The organism is Aeromonas sp. QDB34 (assembly GCF_027705405.1).
In the GTDB taxonomy this organism is placed as follows: domain Bacteria; phylum Pseudomonadota; class Gammaproteobacteria; order Enterobacterales; family Aeromonadaceae; genus Aeromonas; species Aeromonas hydrophila.
On the sequence record NZ_JAPDBT010000015.1, the window covers coordinates 13,999 to 32,242 of the forward strand.

The 18,244-nt window shown below is 56.4% G+C and carries 15 protein-coding genes; 4 read left to right on the forward strand and 11 right to left on the reverse strand.

Annotated features, from left to right (window positions below; genetic code table 11):
- Positions 1-48: 48 nt before the first annotated feature.
- Complete coding sequence (locus OKC29_RS17350; protein ID WP_005307638.1) at positions 49-1,176, reverse strand: S-(hydroxymethyl)glutathione dehydrogenase/class III alcohol dehydrogenase; 1,128 nt, start codon at positions 1,174-1,176, stop codon at positions 49-51.
- A 119-nt stretch (positions 1,177-1,295) separates the two neighbouring features.
- Between OKC29_RS17350 and OKC29_RS17355 the strand changes: the two genes are divergently transcribed.
- Complete coding sequence (locus OKC29_RS17355) at positions 1,296-2,201, forward strand: LysR substrate-binding domain-containing protein (RefSeq protein ID WP_073348621.1); 906 nt, start codon at positions 1,296-1,298, stop codon at positions 2,199-2,201.
- A 60-nt stretch (positions 2,202-2,261) separates the two neighbouring features.
- Here OKC29_RS17355 and OKC29_RS17360 read toward each other — a convergent pair whose 3' ends face one another.
- The 4 genes from OKC29_RS17360 to OKC29_RS17375 form a co-directional block, all read right to left on the reverse strand.
- Entirely contained in the window at positions 2,262-3,227 is a 966-nt protein-coding gene (locus tag OKC29_RS17360) for an ABC transporter permease (protein WP_016349044.1), read from the reverse strand.
- A 57-nt stretch (positions 3,228-3,284) separates the two neighbouring features.
- The gene (locus OKC29_RS17365; RefSeq protein ID WP_043170712.1) at positions 3,285-4,400 is read right to left on the reverse strand and encodes an ABC transporter permease; all 1,116 of its coding nucleotides are present in this window, start codon (positions 4,398-4,400) and stop codon (positions 3,285-3,287) included.
- An 82-nt stretch (positions 4,401-4,482) separates the two neighbouring features.
- Positions 4,483-6,063 carry an ABC transporter ATP-binding protein gene (locus tag OKC29_RS17370; RefSeq protein WP_039214817.1) on the reverse strand — a complete coding sequence of 527 codons (1,581 nt, stop codon included), beginning with the start codon at positions 6,061-6,063 and terminating at the stop codon, positions 4,483-4,485.
- An 83-nt stretch (positions 6,064-6,146) separates the two neighbouring features.
- Complete coding sequence (locus OKC29_RS17375; protein WP_024944638.1) at positions 6,147-7,145, reverse strand: BMP family lipoprotein; 999 nt, start codon at positions 7,143-7,145, stop codon at positions 6,147-6,149.
- 492 nt (positions 7,146-7,637) lie between these two features.
- Between OKC29_RS17375 and OKC29_RS17380 the strand changes: the two genes are divergently transcribed.
- The 3 genes from OKC29_RS17380 to uvrD all read left to right on the forward strand — a co-directional run bounded on the left by OKC29_RS17380 (position 7,638) and on the right by uvrD (position 12,263).
- Positions 7,638-9,557: a hypothetical protein gene (locus OKC29_RS17380; protein ID WP_123784995.1), complete on the forward strand. Its 1,920-nt coding sequence runs from the start codon at positions 7,638-7,640 to the stop codon at positions 9,555-9,557.
- Positions 9,541-10,023, forward strand: coding sequence for a hypothetical protein (locus tag OKC29_RS17385; protein WP_123784996.1), 483 nt, complete (start codon positions 9,541-9,543; stop codon positions 10,021-10,023). Before OKC29_RS17380 ends, OKC29_RS17385 begins: the two co-directional genes overlap by 17 nt.
- 68 nt (positions 10,024-10,091) lie before the next feature.
- Positions 10,092-12,263, forward strand: coding sequence for a DNA helicase II (gene uvrD / locus OKC29_RS17390; protein ID WP_077095866.1), 2,172 nt, complete (start codon positions 10,092-10,094; stop codon positions 12,261-12,263).
- A gap of 129 nt (positions 12,264-12,392) precedes the next feature.
- Here the strand turns inward: uvrD and OKC29_RS17395 are convergent, their stop codons facing one another.
- The 6 genes from OKC29_RS17395 to OKC29_RS17420 all read right to left on the reverse strand — a co-directional run bounded on the left by OKC29_RS17395 (position 12,393) and on the right by OKC29_RS17420 (position 18,217).
- On the reverse strand, positions 12,393-13,253 hold the full coding sequence (locus OKC29_RS17395; protein WP_242897903.1) for a Txe/YoeB family addiction module toxin: 861 nt from the start codon (positions 13,251-13,253) through the stop codon (positions 12,393-12,395).
- A gap of 3 nt (positions 13,254-13,256) precedes the next feature.
- Positions 13,257-14,414, reverse strand: a complete 1,158-nt coding sequence (locus OKC29_RS17400) for an AAA family ATPase (protein WP_073348625.1) — start codon at positions 14,412-14,414, stop codon at positions 13,257-13,259.
- Positions 14,411-15,556 carry a DUF262 domain-containing protein gene (locus tag OKC29_RS17405; RefSeq protein WP_073348626.1) on the reverse strand — a complete coding sequence of 382 codons (1,146 nt, stop codon included), beginning with the start codon at positions 15,554-15,556 and terminating at the stop codon, positions 14,411-14,413. The genes OKC29_RS17400 and OKC29_RS17405 overlap by 4 nt, the downstream gene beginning before the upstream one ends.
- A gap of 254 nt (positions 15,557-15,810) precedes the next feature.
- Positions 15,811-16,254 carry an REP-associated tyrosine transposase gene (locus OKC29_RS17410; protein ID WP_232090970.1) on the reverse strand — a complete coding sequence of 148 codons (444 nt, stop codon included), beginning with the start codon at positions 16,252-16,254 and terminating at the stop codon, positions 15,811-15,813.
- Between the two features lie 135 nt (positions 16,255-16,389).
- Entirely contained in the window at positions 16,390-17,283 is an 894-nt protein-coding gene (locus tag OKC29_RS17415; RefSeq protein ID WP_073348627.1) for a LysR family transcriptional regulator, read from the reverse strand.
- Positions 17,284-17,431: 148 nt separating this feature from the next.
- Positions 17,432-18,217: a hypothetical protein gene (locus OKC29_RS17420; RefSeq protein ID WP_073348628.1), complete on the reverse strand. Its 786-nt coding sequence runs from the start codon at positions 18,215-18,217 to the stop codon at positions 17,432-17,434.
- Positions 18,218-18,244: the final 27 nt, after the last annotated feature.

The window sequence follows — 18,244 nt, forward strand, 5'->3', positions numbered from 1 at the left end:
GGGGGAACTCCTGCACCCCGCCCACGATGGCGGGCGGGGTGATCATGCTCAGTAGTGGATGACGCTGCGGATGCTCTTGCCTTCGTGCATCAGATCGAACGCCTCGTTGATCTGCTCAAGCCCCATGGTGTGGGTGATGAAGTCGTCCAGCTTGAACTCGCCCTGCATGTAGCGCTGTACGTAGCTCGGCAGCTCGCTGCGACCGCGCACGCCGCCGAAGGCGCTGCCGCGCCAGACCCGGCCGGTGACCAGCTGGAACGGACGGGTGCTGATCTCCTGGCCGGCGCCGGCCACGCCGATGATGACCGACTCGCCCCAGCCTTTGTGGCAGCACTCCAGCGCCGCGCGCATCACCTTGACGTTGCCGATGCACTCGAACGAGAAGTCGACGCCGCCGTCGGTGAGCTCGACGATCACCTCCTGGATGGGCTTGTCATAGTCGTTCGGGTTGATGCAGTCGGTGGCGCCCAGCTTGCGGGCCAGTTCGAACTTGCTCTCGTTGATGTCGATGGCGATGATGCGGCCGGCCTTGGCCAGGCGAGCGCCGATCACCGCGGAGAGGCCGATGCCGCCCAGCCCGAAGATGGCGACGCTCTCACCCTCTTTCACCTTGGCGGTGTTCATCACGGCGCCGATGCCGGTGGTGACGCCGCAGCCGAGCAGACAGACCTCTTCCAGCGGGGCGGCCGGGTCCACCTTGGCGATGGAGATCTCGGGCAGTACCGTGTATTCGCTGAAGGTGGAGGTGCCCATGTAGTGATAGATGGGCTGGCCATCCTTGGAGAAGCGGGTGGTACCGTCCGGCATCAGCCCCTTGCCCTGGGTGGCGCGGATCTTCTGGCACAGGTTGGTCTTGCCGGATTTGCAGAACTTGCACTCGCCGCACTCGGGGGTGTAGAGCGGGATCACGTGATCGCCCACCTTGACGCTGGTGACGCCCTCGCCGACGGATTCGACGATACCGCCCCCCTCGTGACCGAGGATGCAGGGGAAGACCCCTTCCGGATCTTCACCGGAGAGGGTGAAGGCATCGGTGTGGCAGACGCCGGTGGCGACGATGCGTACCCGCACTTCGCCCGCCTGGGGCGGCATGACCTCGACTTCTTCGATGGAGAGGGGCTGGCCCGGGCCCCAGGCGATGGCGGCCTTACACTTGATGCTTTGAACCTGTGCCATGACGGATGTCCTTATTGTTGAGCAGGGTGAGGAGAATGGGTTCGGACATCCAGTGTAGTTTCCCGCTTATTTGGTGATAATAAGGCGAAATCTGAAATCACTTTTACAGACAGGTAATAATGTTCGGCTGGGAAGGGATCTGTGAATTTGTCAGCGTGGCGGAGCAGGGGGGGTTTACCCCGGCGGCGCGCAAGCTGGGGGTGTCGGTGGCGCAAGTCAGCCGCCAGGTGGCACAGCTGGAGGATCGGCTGCAGGCCAAGCTGCTGCTGCGCACCACCCGCCAGGTGCGGCTCACCGAGCTCGGCGAGATTTACTATCGCCACTGTCGCCAGTTGCTGGACAACCTCTACGAGGCGGAGCTGGCGGTGGGGCGCCATCAGGCGGTGCCGCAGGGCACCCTGCGCATCACGGCCCCGGTCTCCTACGGCGAGAGCCGCATCGCCCCGCTGGTGAACGACTTCATGGTGCGCTTTCCCCAGCTGGAGGTGACCCTCAACCTCACCAACCAGCTGCTGGATCTGGTGCACGAAGGCTACGATCTGGCGCTGCGGCTCGGCCACCTCAAGGACTCCAGCCTGGTGGCGCGCAAGCTGGCGCAGCGGGTGCCCTATGTGTGCGCCTCACCGGCCTACACCGCCCGCCACGGCATGCCCAACAGCCTATCCGAGCTCACCCGTCACACCTGCCTGGTGGGCAACAGCGACGAGTGGCACTTCACCCTGGATGGCCGTCCCCACAGCGTGCGGGTGCACGGACTGCTGCAGTGCAACAGCGGCCATGCCCTGCTGGATGCGGCGCTCAAGGGGATCGGCATCATCCAGCTGCCGGACTATTACGTGAGCGACCACCTGGCCCAAGGCGAGCTTATCGAGCTGCTGCCGGAGCTGCGGGCGCCGGCGGAGGGGATCTGGGCCCTCTATCCCCACAACCGCCATCTCTCTCCCAAGGTGCGGCTGCTGGTGGACTATCTGGCGGAGCGGCTGAGCGATCCCCATCAGCCTGCGCTGGTGCGCCCCGTCGGCTGAGCTCAGCTCAATAAAAAAGGCCCGCATGTGCGGGCCTTTTGCATGGCATGAAGGACGGGGCTATTCCCGTTCCTTGACGTAGGGGGTGCCGAGCGCCTTGGGTGCCACCGCCTTGCCGATGAAGCCGGCCAGCAGGAACACGGTCAGGATGTAGGGCAACGCCTCGATGGCCTGCACCGGGATCGGGAAACCGCCGATGCTGACCCCTTGCAGCCGGATGGCGACCGCATCGAGGAAGCCGAACAGCAGGCAGGCCGCCATGGCATTCCAGGGGCGCCACTTGCCGAACACCAGCGCCGCCAGCGCCATGAAGCCCTTGCCCGCGCTCATGTTGGGGATGAACTGGGCGGTCTGGGCCACCGCCAGGTAGGTGCCGCCGATGCCGGCCAGCAGGCCGCCGATGATGAGCGCGGTGTAGCGCATGCGCACCACCGAGATACCGGCAGTGTCGACCGCTGCCGGCGCCTCGCCCACCGCCCGTAGGCGCAGACCGAAGCGGGTACGGAACAGCACCCACCAGGCCAGCGGTACGGCGGCGAACGCCACGTACTCCAGCAGGGAGTGGCCGCTCAGCAGCTCGCTGTAGAGCTGGCCGATGACCGGCACGTCATACAGCTCCTTGGCATAGGGCAGGTCGATGGGGGCGAAGCGGGCCGCGCCGGACAGCGCCGGGGTCTGACCGCCCTGATCGAACCAGTAACGGCCCAGGGTGACGGTCAGGCCGGCCGCCAGGATGTTGATGGCCATGCCGCTCACCACCTGATCACCACGGTGGGTGATGGTGGCAAAGCCGTGCATCAGGGCGAACAGGATGGAGACACCCACCCCGGCACCCAGCCCAATCCAGGCAGAGCCGGAGACGGCTGCCGCCGCCGCACTGGCGAACGCCGCCGCCAGCAGCTTGCCCTCGAGGGCGATGTTGACTACCCCGGAGCGCTCGCAGAACATGCCGGCCATGGCCGCCAGGATCAGCGGCGGCGCGGTGCGGATGGTGGCATCCAGCATCAGGATCAGAATTTCAAACATGGTGATACCCCTTCACTGTCAGGCTCGGCGACATCAGGATCTTGATTTCACTCATGATCAGGCCCCCTTGACTTGCGCAGAGCGGTTGGCAAACGCCAGATAGAGCTGCTCGATGCGCGGACGCATCATGTGCTCAAGGGCGCCACAGAACAGGATCACCAGACCCTGCAACACCACCACTATGTTGCGGTCCACCCCGAACTCGAAGCTCAGCTCAGCGCCGCCCTGATAGAGGAAGCCGAACAGCAGGCTGGCGATGATGACGCCGACCGGGTGGTTGCGCCCCATCAGCGCCACCGCGATGCCGGTGAAGCCGAAACCTTCCACGAAGTTGAGCTTGATCTGGTGCAGTTCACCCTGCAGCACGTTGAGGGCGAAGAAGCCCGACAGCATGCCGGAGATCACCATGGCCAGGATCACCACCTTGGGATAGGAGATACCGGCATAGGCGGACGCACTCTGGCTGGCGCCGACCGAGCGGATCTCGTAGCCCCAGCGGGTATGCCAGATGAAGACCCACACCAGGGCCGCGCAGAGCAGTGCCCAGAAGAAGCTGATGTTGAGCGGGCTGTTCGATATCTCCATGCCGAATGCCCCCGCCAGTTCGCTCATCTTCGGCAGCCAGCTCGCCTCGGCAAACACCTTGCTCTCGGTGGCCATGGAGCCCGCCGGCTTGAACACCTCGACCAGCAGGTAGGCCATCAGGGAGGCGGCGATGAAGTTGAACATGATGGTGGTGATGACGATGTGGCTGCCGCGCTTGGCTTGCAGCCAGGCCGGGATGAAGGCCCAGGCCGCGCCGAACAGGCCGCCGGCGATGATGGCCAGCGGCAGCAACAGGGCGAACGGCAGGGAATCACCCAGCAGCAGACAGACCAGACCGACGCCGAGGCCGCCGATATAGGCCTGCCCCTCGCCACCGATGTTGAACAGGCCGGCGTGGAAGGCCACCGCCACCGACAGACCGGTAAAGATGAAGCCGGTCGCGTAGTAGAGGGTGAAACCGACCCCTTCACCGGTGCCGAAGGCGCCGTACCACATGATCTCGGCGGCATCGACCGGGTTGATGTCGAGGTAATAGAACAGGATGGCCGACACCAGGAAGGCCAGCAGGATGTTGACCGCGGGCAGTACGCCCACGGAGATCCAGGCAGGGATACGTGCTTGGCTCATGGGCGAGCCTCCTTGGCAATCTGGTCGGAGACGGGGGGGTTGACCATCAGCAGGCCGAATCCGTTACAAGTGGCTGTGACCTTCATGATGTGGCTCCTTGTGATTGGCTGGCCGCCACGTCGTCAGGAACTATGTTCGCCATCATCAGACCGATGGTGCGTTCATCCGCCTTGGCGGCATCCAGCTCACCGACGATGCGACCGTCGGCGATGACCAGGATGCGGTCTGAGAGGCTCATGATCTCGTCCAGTTCCACCGATACCAGCAGCACGGCTTTGCCCTTGTCGCGCATGGCAATGATCTGCTGGTGGATGTACTCGATGGCGCCGATGTCGACCCCGCGGGTCGGCTGGCCGATCAGCAGTACGTCCGGGTCCTGCTCCACTTCCCGGGCGATCACCAGCTTCTGCTGGTTGCCGCCGGAGAAGTTGGCGGTCTTGTGCTCGGGATGGGGCGGGCGCACGTCCCACTTGTCCATCTTGGCCTGGCAATCCTGCAGGATCGCCTCCTTGTTTTGCAGCCAACCCTTGTTGTATTGCGGACGGCGGTGATAGCCGAGGATGAAGGCCTCTTTCGCCTCGAAGCGGTTGATGAGACCCATCTTGTGTCTGTCTTCCGGCACGTGGCCGAGACCGAAGTTGCGTACCCGCTCCGGGTCGGCCGGGTGGCTCACGCTCACTTCGTGGGCCTGCCCGCCACCGGTGATGGTGAAGCTGCCCTTGCTCGGCTTGAGGATGCCGCCGAGCAGGCTGAGCAGCTCGGACTGGCCGTTGCCGGAGACACCCGCGATGCCGACCACTTCACCGGCCCGCACCTCGAAGCTGACGGATTTGACCCGCTCCACCCTGGCGTCGTCCACATAGCTGAGGCCATCGACCTTGAGCTTGGCGTCGCCCGGCTGGGTCGGCCCCTTGTCGACCTTGAGGCGCACCTTGCGGCCCACCATCAGTTCGGCCAGCTGCTCCTTGTCGGTATCCTTGGTGGCGACGTGGGCCACCATTTCACCACGGCGCATGATGGAGACCTGATCGGTGATGGCCAGGATCTCGCGCAGCTTGTGGGTGATGAGGATGATGGTGGCACCCTGATCGCGCAGCTTCTTGAGCACCTCGAACAGGTGATCCGCCTCTTGCGGGGTCAGTACCCCGGTCGGCTCGTCCAGGATCAGGATGCGGGCGCCGCGATAGAGCGCCTTGAGGATCTCGACCCGCTGTTGCAGGCCTACCGGCAGATCCTCGACCTTCTCGTGCAGCGGCACTTCGAGACCATAGTCCCGTGCCAGCTCGCCCAGCAGTTTTTCGGCCGCCGCCAGGCTCTTGCCCAGGTGCCAGCCGTTTTCCGCGCCGAGAATGACGTTTTCCAAAACCGTGAAGTTGTTCACCAGCATGAAGTGCTGGTGCACCATGCCCACGCCTGCGGCAATCGCATCTTGTGAGCCATGGGGTTTGAACGGGTTGCCGTCGATGAACATCTCGCCTTTGTCGGCGTGGTAGAAACCGTAGATGATGCTCATCAGGGTCGACTTGCCGGCGCCATTTTCGCCGACGATACCGTGAATGCTGCCTTTACGAACCTTAAGGTCGATCTGCTTGTTGGCGTACACTTCGCCAAACCGCTTATCGATACCCCTTAATTCGATGGCATAGCGATCTGTCTGGTCCATGATGCAGTCCTTGCGGGTCATGAAAAGAGACTAAAAACCGGCCCGTGCGGGCCGGTCGTTGGGTTGAGAGTAGTAGCGGTTACTCAGTATTTGCAGGTGCTGTCGCTCATGTAGTCGTGCACCTTGACCTTGCCGGAGATGATTTCGGCCTTGATGGCGTCCACCTTGGCTTTCATCTCGGGGGTGATCAGCTTCTCGTTGTCTTTGTCGAGCGCCCAATCCACACCACCCTCGGCCAGACCCAGGTTCTTGATACCCGGTTTCCAGGTGCCCTTGGCGGCGTCATCCCAGGTCTGGTAGGCGGCCAGGCCAACCGACTTGACCATGGAGGTCAGCATGGTGCCCGGTTGCAGGTGGTTCTGGTTGGAATCCACGCCGATGGCCAGCTTGCCTTCGTCCTTGGCGGCCTGGTAAACACCGATGCCGGTACCGCCGGCGGCGGCATAGACCACGTCGGCGCCCTTGGCGAACTGGGACTTGGCGAGTTCCGCACCCTTGGCCGGGTCAGCAAACGCCGCCGGGGTGGAGCCGGTCATGTTCTGGAACACTTCGATCTTCGGATTGACGTACTTGGCACCCTGCTCGTAGCCGCACTCGAACTTGCGGATCAGCGGGATGTCCATGCCGCCCACGAAGCCGACCTTGCCGGTCTTGGAAGCGATGGCAGCCAGCGCGCCCACCAGGAAGGAACCTTCATGCTCCTTGAAGATGACGGACTGGACGTTCGGCTTGTCGACCACCATGTCGATGATGGTGAACTGGGTTTTCGGGAACTCGGTCGCTACTTTCTCTACCGCGGAACCCATGTTGAAGCCGACGGCAACGATCGGGCCGTTGCCACGGCTGGCCAGACGACGCAGACCCTGCTCACGCTGGGCTTCGTTCTGGGGTTCGAACTCCTTGACCTTGACGCCTTTGTCCTTGTTGTAGACTTCGACGCCATTGCGGAACACGGCTTCGTTGAACGATTTGTCGAATTTGCCTGCGGTGTCGTAGATGACGGCGGGCTGGGAGGCTGCCTGGGCAGAAAGGGCAGCGAGAGTGAGGGCGGCAACGGTGGCCAGCTTGAGCACTTTAGTCACGATCGTATCCTTGATTGTTATGTGAGGGTCCACAACCTGCCGGGGCAGGCCATAAAGCACGCTGGCTAACTGTAAGTGAGCCACGGTGTGGGTCAAGGAGATCATAAAGGAAAAACGTTTGCGTTAACGGTTTGAAATATAAGCAAATCGCTTTATAAGTGGTTGTTTTGATGCCTGTTTTCAGATTTAAATTCTGTGAATAATTGGCTCCAAATGACATTTCTGTTTGTATTCATAAGGTTATAAGCAAGCGTTTTCACATGATGACCAATATTAAGGCTTCTATTGGAGCCCTTTAATGGTTTGGTATCAGTATCTTTCGTTATTAGCGCTAGTTGGAGAGTGCCCCAGATAGTGAATTTGACGGCGAGAGTGAACGAGCTCATATAGCTGCACATTGCCGCTTTTCATATGAGTACTCTTGTGTATTATGCGACTCGACTGCGCCTCCTGGATGGGGGCGTGTTTTTTCACTTATTCGAGCGATAAAAAATGAAAAAAAATGTGCTGAGTGCAGCAGTGGCTTGCGTATTGTCAGGTGTCATGTTGACCGCTTGTGGAGGTGGCGGCGACGAAGGTGGCAACGGTGGCAACAGCGGTGGTGGCACCGACACCGGCAGCAAGCCCCTGCACACAGCGATTTTCCTCGATGCCGCCGTTGCTGGCCTCAACTACCGGTGCGCCAATTACAGCAGCATCACCAACGCCAATGGTGAGTTTCTGTTCAATGATGGCGACAGCTGTTCCTTCACTCTGGGCAACCAACTGTTGGGTTCGGTGACGCTCAAGGCTGGTAGCTCTTTGGTCACTCCCTATACCTTGGCGGGTGATGACAAGAACAAGGCGATCCGCATCGCAGCCCTGTTGCAAACTCTCGACAGTGATAACAACCCGGAAAATGGCATTACCCTCGACACGGCACTGGTCGCACAACTGGGGATCATCGAATTAGGTAGCGATGACGCCTTTAACACCTCACTGGTCGAGGCCCTGAAAACGGCAGGCCTGACCAAGGATGTCGTCTCCCTGGCCGCAGCGAAAGACCATCTCTCTGCCACTCTGGCGGGTGTCAATGGCCGCTCTGTCGCGGTCGACAAGGTGCTCTCTGATCTGCAGGCACTGACTGACCTCAAGAATCTGGATGTTGAGAGCAAGCTCAAGGACTACAAAGGCACCCTGCAGGCTGAAACCACAGAGAGTGGCAAGGTAGATCGCCAGATAGTGCTGGCAATGCTATCCATGCTCGAGGTGACCAACAACCCCGTTGTTGCCGAGCGGCTGGGCTTCGTATCTTCTTCCGTGGGCAGTGGTTACAGTTCCAATCTGGCCAAGGTTATCGACGTGATCATCCACACCCCCGGTACCGCTTCAGTAGCGCTCAAAGGTGGCAAGGGTTACACCCATGATGTTGCCCAGCTGATGGGCGCCTATGCCGACAGCATGGAAAAAGTCGCTGCTACTTTGGCCGACATCCAGGATCCGGATTACAGCGCTACCTATGGTGATGACGAGTCTGTCACTCTCAACTTCGACGGCGCCAAGGCCCTGCGGGCCTCGGCGATGGCGATGGCATCGGCACTCAATATTGCTGCCTCCTACCAGTACGGTCCGGACAACGCCTATGCCACCCAGGAAGAAGAGGTGACCTTGCCACGTATGCACATCAAACAGTCCTGGGGCATGCAGTTAAGCACCACTTATGAAGAGAGTGCCAGCACCTTCAAGGCTCAGTTCAGTCAGCTGGATATCGAGCCGGACACCCTGGTGAATCATGCCGACTTCTTCCGTTTGACTGATGATGCCAAGGTGCGTTTGGGCAAGGCCAAGGCGCAGTTAAAGGATGCCGTGAGCCTCGCACTGACTGTCGATCAGGGCAAGCTGGATGAGTCGCTGACCCAGGAGGAGATCGAGGCCAATACTGCTACCCTGAAGCAGCTGGCTGACCATTTCTCGGGCAAGGTGGCCACTATCCAGTGGGAAAATACCGAGACCAAATACGTCAACACTGACATGGGTTGGGAGCCGCAGAACGTCGGAGTGAAGTACAACATCAATGTGCTGCCGTTCTTCGATGAGATGCTGGATCGCAGTGATGTAGCCATCAAGGTGGCGGGCGCCTGTGCTGGTTCTGTGGGCGAGCGGGATGCCGAGTTGTCCAAGGCAATGGGGATGCCCATGTGTCTCATTTCGAGCAACGAGTTCAAGACGCTTGCCGAGAACGATCGTGGTGCATTGGAGTACATTGGTTGGATGCAGGAAGATCAAGACAGCTACACCACTATCTACGCCAAGGGGGTGAGCTATGACTGGTCAACTCAGATGACGCCGCTGGCCGGTTCGACCTTCGACAAGATCTTTGTCTCTTGTACCGATCTGGATGGCAACAAGGTCAGCTGTGCTGATCAGCTGTAAACAATGCAGAGCGCTCCTGTTGGGAGCGCTCTTTTTGCTGATGCCGGCGGCGCAAGCTGCCGGCATGTTGGCACGCTACAACGACTATCGGGAGCGTGTCTTCGATAGTCAGGGCCAGTTGCAATATCAATTGAACACCCGTGAATACTTGCAGCGGATGCCCAGCGGGCGTCCGTCATTGTCCAGTCTCTTTGCGTTGCGCGAAATACAACGGGAGTCACTGGAGTTGAAACAAGGCACCTTGATGGTGGATGCCGTCATAGTGCACTTCCAGCATGGGTATTATCAGGACGGCATGCTGATAATGGGGAACACTGAAGTGACCCTGCCTGAAGGCCGTTTGCACGCTGCCTCCCTTCGTTTTGACCCTGTCCATCAGGTGCTGGATGCACCACGCGCCATGTTATTGAGCTTTTCTGGTGATGTGTTGGGCCAATATCGGAACTATCACCGCCCCCTTCGTTGATCCTGCTGGTTGGTCTCCGGCCGCTCAGGCCGTATAATCCCCGCCTGTATAAATAAACAGGAGTGGTGATGGACGTTTCAACCCTGCTCGACGGGCTCAATGACAAGCAAAGAGACGCGGTGGCGGCCCCCCGTTGCAACCTACTGGTGCTGGCCGGTGCCGGTTCGGGCAAGACCCGGGTGCTGGTGCACCGTATCGCCTGGCTGATGCAGGTAGAACGCTGTTCACCCTTCTCCATCATCGCGGTGACCTTTACCAACAAGGCGGCGGCCGAGATGCGTGGCCGGGTCGAGAAGGTGATCGGTGACGGCGTGCGCGGCATGTGGATCGGCACCTTCCACGGCATCGCCCACCGATTGCTGCGGGCCCACCATCTGGATGCGGGGCTGCCGCAGGATTTCCAGATCCTCGACTCCGACGACCAGTACCGGCTGATCCGCCGGGTGCTCAAGGCGCTCAACCTCGACGAGAAGCACTGGGCCCCGCGCGCCGTGATGGGCTACATCAACGGCAAGAAGGACGAGGGGCTGCGCCCTGGCGACATCGACCTCTATGGCGATCCCGTCACCCGCACCTATCAGCAGATCTACAAGACCTATCAGGAGACCTGCGATCGCTCCGGGCTGGTGGATTTTGCCGAGCTGCTGCTGCGCGCCCACGAGCTGTGGCTCAACAAGCCCCACATCCTCGAGCACTACCGCGATCGCTTCCAGAACATCCTGGTGGACGAGTTCCAGGATACCAACGGCATCCAGTACGCCTGGCTGCGGATGCTGGCAGGAGATTCCGGCAAGGTGATGATCGTCGGCGACGATGACCAGTCCATCTACGGCTGGCGCGGCGCCAAGATCGAGAACATCCAGCGCTTTCTGACCGACTATCAGGGCGCCGAGACCATCCGCCTCGAGCAGAACTACCGCTCCACCGCCAACATCCTGAAAGCCGCCAACTGCGTCATCGCCAACAACGCCGAGCGCCTTGGCAAGGAGCTGTGGACCGAGGGCGCCGAGGGCGAGCCGATTTCGCTCTACGCCGCTTTCAACGAGGTGGACGAGGCACGCTTCGTGGTTGGCCGCCTCAAGGACTGGAAAGAGAAAGGTGGCTTGCTCGCCGACTGCGCCATCCTCTATCGCTCCAACGCCCAGTCGCGGGTGCTGGAAGAGGCGCTGATGCAGGACGCCATGCCCTACCGCATCTATGGCGGCCTGCGCTTCTTCGAGCGCCAGGAAATCAAGGACGCCATGGCGTACCTGCGCCTTATCAACAACCGTGGCGACGACGCCAGCTTCGAGCGGGTGGTCAATACCCCGACCCGCGGCATCGGCGATCGCACCCTGGAGATACTGCGCAACAACGCCCGCGATCAGGGCCAGAACCTGTGGCAGTCCGCCAAGACCCTGCTCAATGACAAGGTGCTGACCGGTCGTGCCGGCAACGCGGTGCGCGGTTTTGTCGATCTGATCGACGCGCTGGAGGAGCAGGTCTCCCTGCTGCCGCTGCATCAGCAGGCGGATATCGCCATCCAGCACTCCGGCCTCAAGGCGATGTATCTGGCGGAAAAGGGCGAGAAATCCCAGGCGCGGGTAGAGAACCTGGACGAACTGGTCACCGCCTGCCGCCAGTACCAGCGCCCGGACGAGCTGGAAGACATGAGTGATCTCTCCGCCTTCCTCGCCCACGCGGCGCTGGAGTCCGGTGAGAATCAGGCGGACGAATATGCCGACGCGGTGCAGTTGATGACCCTGCACAGCGCCAAGGGCTTGGAGTTCCCGCTGGTGCTGCTGGTCGGGGTGGAAGAAGGCATGTTCCCCAGCCAGCAATCCACCGAGGAGTCGGGCCGACTGGAAGAGGAAAGGCGTCTCTGTTACGTGGGCATGACCCGCGCCATGGAGAAGCTCTACATCTGTTACGCAGAGAGCCGCCGCATCTACGGCCGCGAGATGTTCCACAAGCCGAGCCGCTTTATCCGCGAGATGCCCGCCGAATGTCTGGAAGAGATCCGGCTGCGCACCCAGGTGAGCCGCCCCACCCAGTACGGCCGCTTTAGCCAGAACGAGGTGCAGCAGAGCTTCGATGCCAGCGGCATCAAACTCGGCCAGCGGGTGCTCCATCCGAAATTCGGGGAAGGAATCGTGCTCAACTTCGAAGGGGTCGGCCAGCAGAGCCGGGTGCAGATCCAGTTCGACGACGTCGGCGCCAAGTGGCTGGTGACTGCCTATGCCAGATTGGAAGCGCTCTGATTTTTCCTGCCTTTTGAAATAACCAACCCGGCTTAGGCCGGGTTGGTTTTTGATAATAAACTACTGCCGGTTAGAACTTTGATTCTATTTATTGTTTAGATGTACCACATGGTGAAAATCAAATATAAATTAATAATGGCCAAGGCATTGGGATATTTCTATATGATTATCACTTACTATTCTATAGACCAAACGGTGCTCGGCATCAATTCTTCTTGAAGAAAAGCCTGCTAAATTTTCTTTTAATTTTTCCGGTTTACCAATTCCTTCTGAAGGTGTTATTTTTATAGACTTGATTAACTCATAAACTCTATCCAAGTAATTACCTCCTTTTTCTAACAATCTAGGAAGCTCTTCTCCAGCCTGTTCAGAAAAAGATACTCTATAGATATACAAAGTGCTGACAATGTCACAAAAGACAAATAACTCATCAGAACTTTTAGGCTTTGTTATTAGCCTACTTAGCTCAGCATGATGATACTCATAATGTTCAGCATTCGTAAGCAATAAGACTTCAGCATCCTGTGAAGTGCCATCAGCAAAAGCCTTCTCTAATAGAATACTATTGTGTAGCCACCTTTCACTTGTGTGAAAATTGACCGAAAATGTATTCCATATATGAGCACATGCTAACCCACCATTATTTACATTACCATCTAGATAATATTCACTATCTACCGTGAGTTCAAATTTTTGCGCATGTTCATCATCTCTTATTAAGGGGCTTTCAAAGAAACTTGACTGATTGGTGAGAAGACTTCTAAGCCGCGTTTTAATATCACCATTAGGAAGCCCCCCCATAAATGCAGGTAGAGATTTTGATTCTGTAAAAAATGACAAATCCTTAAAATGATGATTAACTCTTATAGAGCTAACTCCATTAGCTCTAAGCATATTTACAAGCTCAATATAGCCCTTGACTTGATATTCCCAGTTGTTATCACTTAATGGGAGTGATAATTCATTGAAGACAACAAAAGCAACCATCATCAATCACCAAAGTAACTTATCTAATTGATTATCCCACTCATCAAAGAAACCCGATGGCCAAGAGTCCACAGAACCATCATCATTAATGCTAATTTCTGTAGCAGACGAAGATAATGAGTCTACATTACGTTGAAAAAAATACACTTTAGACATTTCTTTAGAGATTATGCCTTCTTTTGTACAAACTCTAATAGAGTTTAAAATATGATCGCTATGTGTTTCCAAAATGATTTGCACACCTTTAGAGGCAACAAGACTGATCAGTCTTGCTAAATTTGCCTGTCCTTTAGGATGAAGATGGGCCTCTGGGTTTTCAATTATTAGGAGATCATTTTCTTTCGCCATCAGTAGCTGTGTGATAACTGGTAATACATGTGTTACACCAAAGCCAACATTGACTGGAGTTATTGGGCGAGAGCGATTATGTCCATAAGTATAATTATATGTTAGTGCTGCTTTATTGGCTTCTGGTATTATTTTGGAAGACACATCAATGTTACTACTTATTTCAGAAAGCCATTTAGATACATTTTCAAGAAGATGATCAGTGTGACTATCAGGGTGAGCTAGTGCCTTGATCTTTATTGGAGTTGACTTGTTTTTAGCTAAATAATGCGCTGTAAATTGCCCATGTATCCCCAAGGATTCATCCTCTATATCTGAATTAGATAGTGGATAAATAATATCTGGGGACTCTCTGTTTGTACTCAAATACTTAAAGTCAGGAACGAGTCTTCGTAAGGAACCCAATTTAGATAATAATCTATTACTTGACTCTTTTGTTTTATTGTATTCTATTAACTCCACTTTCCAATGTTGGTTAGCGCAGTTTGACAGATTGACTTGACCCAGCGTATCACTCACTGATAATACAATCTCATCATCAGATGCATCTATATACAATAATCCACCATCTTGCCCCAATTTAACTAATGGGCCATTTATATCAAATCTAGGTATTTTTGCCTTACTATCCTTCATACCTTCTGAAACAAATGAAAAACGAATATTTTCATTGTTTTGTTTCAACAGAAGTAATGCCTGAATTATGGATGACTTACCAGCACTGTTAGAACCAGATAAAACATTTAAATTTGAGAGCTCAATTCTAACACTCTCAAAACTTTTAAAGTTTTTTAATGAAATGACACTTAGCCTCATTTTATATCTTCCATTTCGCCAATCAATTTTCTCATTTCTGAGAAGCGATCTGTAACAGCTCTCTTTGAGCTAGTCCCTTGAAATATAGCTTGACTTAAAATAGATAACTCGTCAGATAGCATATCCCTCAACTTCTGATTGAATATATCTTTGTTATTAATGAATTTCTCAGTGTCTTTTATTTGACTAAAGCAAACAGTTAAGACATCAAACAACGATCTATTTAAATTTCTTTTACCATCACCAATGATCGCTTTGCTAAATTTATGGTTAGGACCAAAAATAGCCTCTGAGATCCTCAACGCTCTCCTAAAATCATCGCTTAATATTTTCAATTCGGATGATACGTACTTGTTTTCATCTATTCTCTCCATCGCTCTATCTAAGAATGAAGATAATGATTTAAAATTATCATCAATTTTAAGGAGTCTAAATGCGAAAAAGCGCAAAGCAAGCTCACGGTCCAGCATTCTATCTGTGCGAATATTAACAACCCGTTTGAAATCTATAGACTCACATTCATCCTTCAGGAATTTAACTGCTATTCCTTTTTGGTTCAGTGCCTGCCGGATCTCTTGAGAATTTAGTTTCAACCCCCCGGTATTAATTCTATTGAATATAGAATATCTTACTTCCTTAGGCGTCTGTGGCTCTATCTGATAAGTGACAATCTGAGTTTCATCAATTACTCTTTGCATTGGCCTAGGTAGATCGGCATAAGTCAGACCATTTAGTTCTCCTAAAAACTCTAAGTTAGTGAGTTTCAAGGGCCTTTTATTATCTACCGCAAAGCGCTTTATAGCAGACAAACGTTGTAATCCATCAACAACAAGCCAACGCCCTGGTTCAGACACGTCAAAATAGAAAATTGGCAAGGGCATCTTCAATAAAATAGACTCTATAAGCCTACTCATTTGAGTGTTTGTCCATAGACCACTCTTTCTCTGAAATGTAGGTTGAAGGTCAATTTCATCATAATTCAATCTAGCAATTAGAGCAGATAATGCAATTGTCTGAGTGTTAACCTTAATATCCTTGGTAGAAAATGGAGATGCCAAACTAACATTTTCAAGTTGCTCCTCTATTTCCAACTCGTCCGAGTCTTCAAACAGATCATCGAATTCTTGAGCCTCGTGGTTCATAAATACCCCACTGTTAAATTAAAAATAAAGCCACAACGATGCATAGCATGGAATGCTCATAACACATAAAAATCACAGCTAATCATTGCTATTTCTCTGTAGTGTACCTTTGTCTGGGTACATAGATCTAGTTGGTGTTGATTCTCTGAGAGGTAACCCTTATAAAAATTTTGAGATAAAAACCTAGGACATACACTTTTCTGCTTCGATCCTTCGCAAAGGAAAAAACCTTGAAAGGTTCACTCCAATCCCTTCTACGGCCAATCGGCCACCCGCGTGACATGACCATGCTTGAGCGGGTTGATATGGACGTAATCCATATGGCGGCGGTAATCCTGCTCATCCCGGATCAGATGTTCCCAATAATGGCGCTGCCAGATGCCCCGCTCCCCGTGGTGTAACCGGGTCTGGCTGCGCCGCTCTTTCACCGGCAAGGCGCGGGAGAAATGGCTTTTAATGAGCCGCCAACGCAGGGGGAAGTCTGTGTCCCCCTCCGGCAAAGAGAGAATGCAGTGGAGATGGTCGGGCAACACCACCCATGCGTGGATGGCGAAGAGGTGAGCCTGTTGCACCTTGGCAACGCTGTGGTGCAGCAAGTCGATCTGCTCCACCAGCAACCGGTTGTTGCGCCGCTCCAGCAGGTTGACGGTAAAGAACCAGGTTCCTCCGGGCCACCATGCCCGCCGCCAGTTGGCCATACCTTTCCTCTCGTCTCGGCCGAAAAGCCAAGCATAGCCTTGCCGTCTATATACCTAGTCACGCGAACGTCCGATTACGCTTCGCTAATCGAACCTACATGCAGGCGGGTTCCAACAGGTATCCACCTATCGGGCTCACCTCAACTGAAACACCTTGATGAGAAATTCGATAAAGAGCCGCACGTTGGGGGACTGCTCCTTGTGGAAGGGGTAGACGGCGAACAGGGCGTGGGGGTCGGGTTGCCAGTCGGGGAGCAGTTTGACCAGGGTGCCGTCCGTCAGCTCGCTTGCCACGAACTCGTGCGGTACCAGGATCACCCCAAGCCCTTGCACCGCCGCCTGTTTCAGGGCGATGCCGTTGTTGGCGCAGAAGCTGGCAGGGCGCACGTCCACTGTCACGTTCTCCGCGTCCCGGGTAAAGCACCACTTGTCGGGGGAGGAGGAGAGGCTGTAGCGCAGGCAGTTGTGCTCTTTGAGATCCTCCGGCTGGGCGGGCTGGCCCGCCTCCTTCAGGTAATCGGGGGCGGCGCAGAGCACCCGCTGCACCTCGCACAGGGGTTTGGCGCGCAGGGTTGAGTCCTCCAGAGTGCCAGCTCCCCGGATCACCACGTCCAGCCCCTGATCCACCAGATCCATGTAGGCGTCGCTCAGAGCCACCTCGATGCCGATTTCCGGATAGCGGCGCTGAAACTCGCAGACCAGGGGGTTGAGCCGGATCAGCCCGTAGGACATGGGCATGCTGATCCTCAGCCTGCCCCTGGGGGTGAAGGAGGTGGCCATGATGGACTGGTCGGCGGCCTCCAGGCCGTCCAGCACGGTGCAAATCTGGCGGTAATAGGTCATGCCGGCTTCGGTGACGCTCAGCCGCCTTGTTGTACGGTTGATGAGGGCAATGCCGAGAAAGGCTTCCAGCTCGTTGATGTTCTTGCTGACCGCCGCCTGCGAGAGGCGCAGGTCGTCCGCCGCCGCCCTGAAGGTGCCCATTTCCACCACCCGGCGAAAGACGTTCAGCGCCGTGATCTTGTTCATCCTGCCCCCGATAATTCACCACTGGTAAACGATGGTGCCATTATGGCGCGGTGAATTCACCGTCTCCGGCTCATCGGGCGCCAGGTAACAGAGAGGCGCAACAAGGGCGGCAGGGTCTTGACCCGACCGCCCGGTGCCGCGCGGAGGCTTATTGCGCCTTGCCTGGGGCGGGGGGCAGACTGATGCCGACATCGGCCCAGGGGTTGGTGCCGAGCAGTTTGGCGTGGGGCACGTCGGCCTGGTAGCGCATGGTGAATGCTCTGGGGCCGTGGGCGAAGGCCACCAGCAGCCCCTGTTTTGCATCCATCAGCCCGGCGTGCATGCCCAGTCCGTGATAGCTGATCCGCACGGCCTTGTCCTCAAGGCCCACCTTGTCTATCTGGAAGCGGGCGATGCTGCCGTCTTTGAGGGTAAAGCCCCAGCGGAAAGGCCCGCCACTGACCACCGTCATCACCTCGTCGATGTCGGTGCCGTCTTCTGCGGAGTTGACGTGCATGCGGCCGTATTTCCCCAGCACGGAGCTGCGGGTGCGCTCGTCCAGCGCCATCAGGTCATAGACCTTGGGATAGGGGCCGACGCCGGTCTCCTCGGTGGCGACGCCGCCCCCTTGCACCGCGGGCGCGCGCCCTGCGAGCCTGGCCTGCTCCAGCAGCTCCCCCTGACTCAGGTTGAAGGCCGCAATCAGGGCGCCGAGCTCCGCTTTGGTCAGGGCGCGGCGGTGGGAGGCTGCGAGCAGCGGCCTGGCGGCCTCGGGAATATCGACGGTGACCACGTTGACACCGATGGGGTTGAGCGCTTTGTTGACCGCCTCGACCCCGCTGACGGCGGCGCGGCCATCGCTGAACTTCACCGAGACCAGGTCACCGGCGAAGGTGTTGAAAGAGAGGGCCGAAGCGATGGTGCCGGCCAGGAGAGTGACATGGGTGAGTTTCATACAAGACTCCTCGTTAAGGTTCGATGA

What these genes read in the sequence shown, in the direction of transcription:
- OKC29_RS17415 (WP_073348627.1), bottom strand. Translation starts at nt 17,283, where the DNA reads ATGAACAAGATCACGGCGCTGAACGTCTTTCGCCGGGTGGTGGAAATG.
- OKC29_RS17350 (WP_005307638.1), bottom strand. Translation starts at nt 1,176, where the DNA reads ATGGCACAGGTTCAAAGCATCAAGTGTAAGGCCGCCATCGCCTGGGGC.
- OKC29_RS17365 (WP_043170712.1), bottom strand. Translation starts at nt 4,400, where the DNA reads ATGAGCCAAGCACGTATCCCTGCCTGGATCTCCGTGGGCGTACTGCCC.
- uvrD (WP_077095866.1), top strand. Translation starts at nt 10,092, where the DNA reads ATGGACGTTTCAACCCTGCTCGACGGGCTCAATGACAAGCAAAGAGAC.
- OKC29_RS17410 (WP_232090970.1), bottom strand. Translation starts at nt 16,254, where the DNA reads ATGGCCAACTGGCGGCGGGCATGGTGGCCCGGAGGAACCTGGTTCTTT.
- OKC29_RS17360 (WP_016349044.1), bottom strand. Translation starts at nt 3,227, where the DNA reads ATGTTTGAAATTCTGATCCTGATGCTGGATGCCACCATCCGCACCGCG.
- OKC29_RS17355 (WP_073348621.1), top strand. Translation starts at nt 1,296, where the DNA reads ATGTTCGGCTGGGAAGGGATCTGTGAATTTGTCAGCGTGGCGGAGCAG.
- OKC29_RS17395 (WP_242897903.1), bottom strand. Translation starts at nt 13,253, where the DNA reads ATGATGGTTGCTTTTGTTGTCTTCAATGAATTATCACTCCCATTAAGT.
- OKC29_RS17380 (WP_123784995.1), top strand. Translation starts at nt 7,638, where the DNA reads ATGAAAAAAAATGTGCTGAGTGCAGCAGTGGCTTGCGTATTGTCAGGT.
- OKC29_RS17370 (WP_039214817.1), bottom strand. Translation starts at nt 6,063, where the DNA reads ATGGACCAGACAGATCGCTATGCCATCGAATTAAGGGGTATCGATAAG.
- OKC29_RS17405 (WP_073348626.1), bottom strand. Translation starts at nt 15,556, where the DNA reads ATGAACCACGAGGCTCAAGAATTCGATGATCTGTTTGAAGACTCGGAC.
- OKC29_RS17400 (WP_073348625.1), bottom strand. Translation starts at nt 14,414, where the DNA reads ATGAGGCTAAGTGTCATTTCATTAAAAAACTTTAAAAGTTTTGAGAGT.
- OKC29_RS17420 (WP_073348628.1), bottom strand. Translation starts at nt 18,217, where the DNA reads ATGAAACTCACCCATGTCACTCTCCTGGCCGGCACCATCGCTTCGGCC.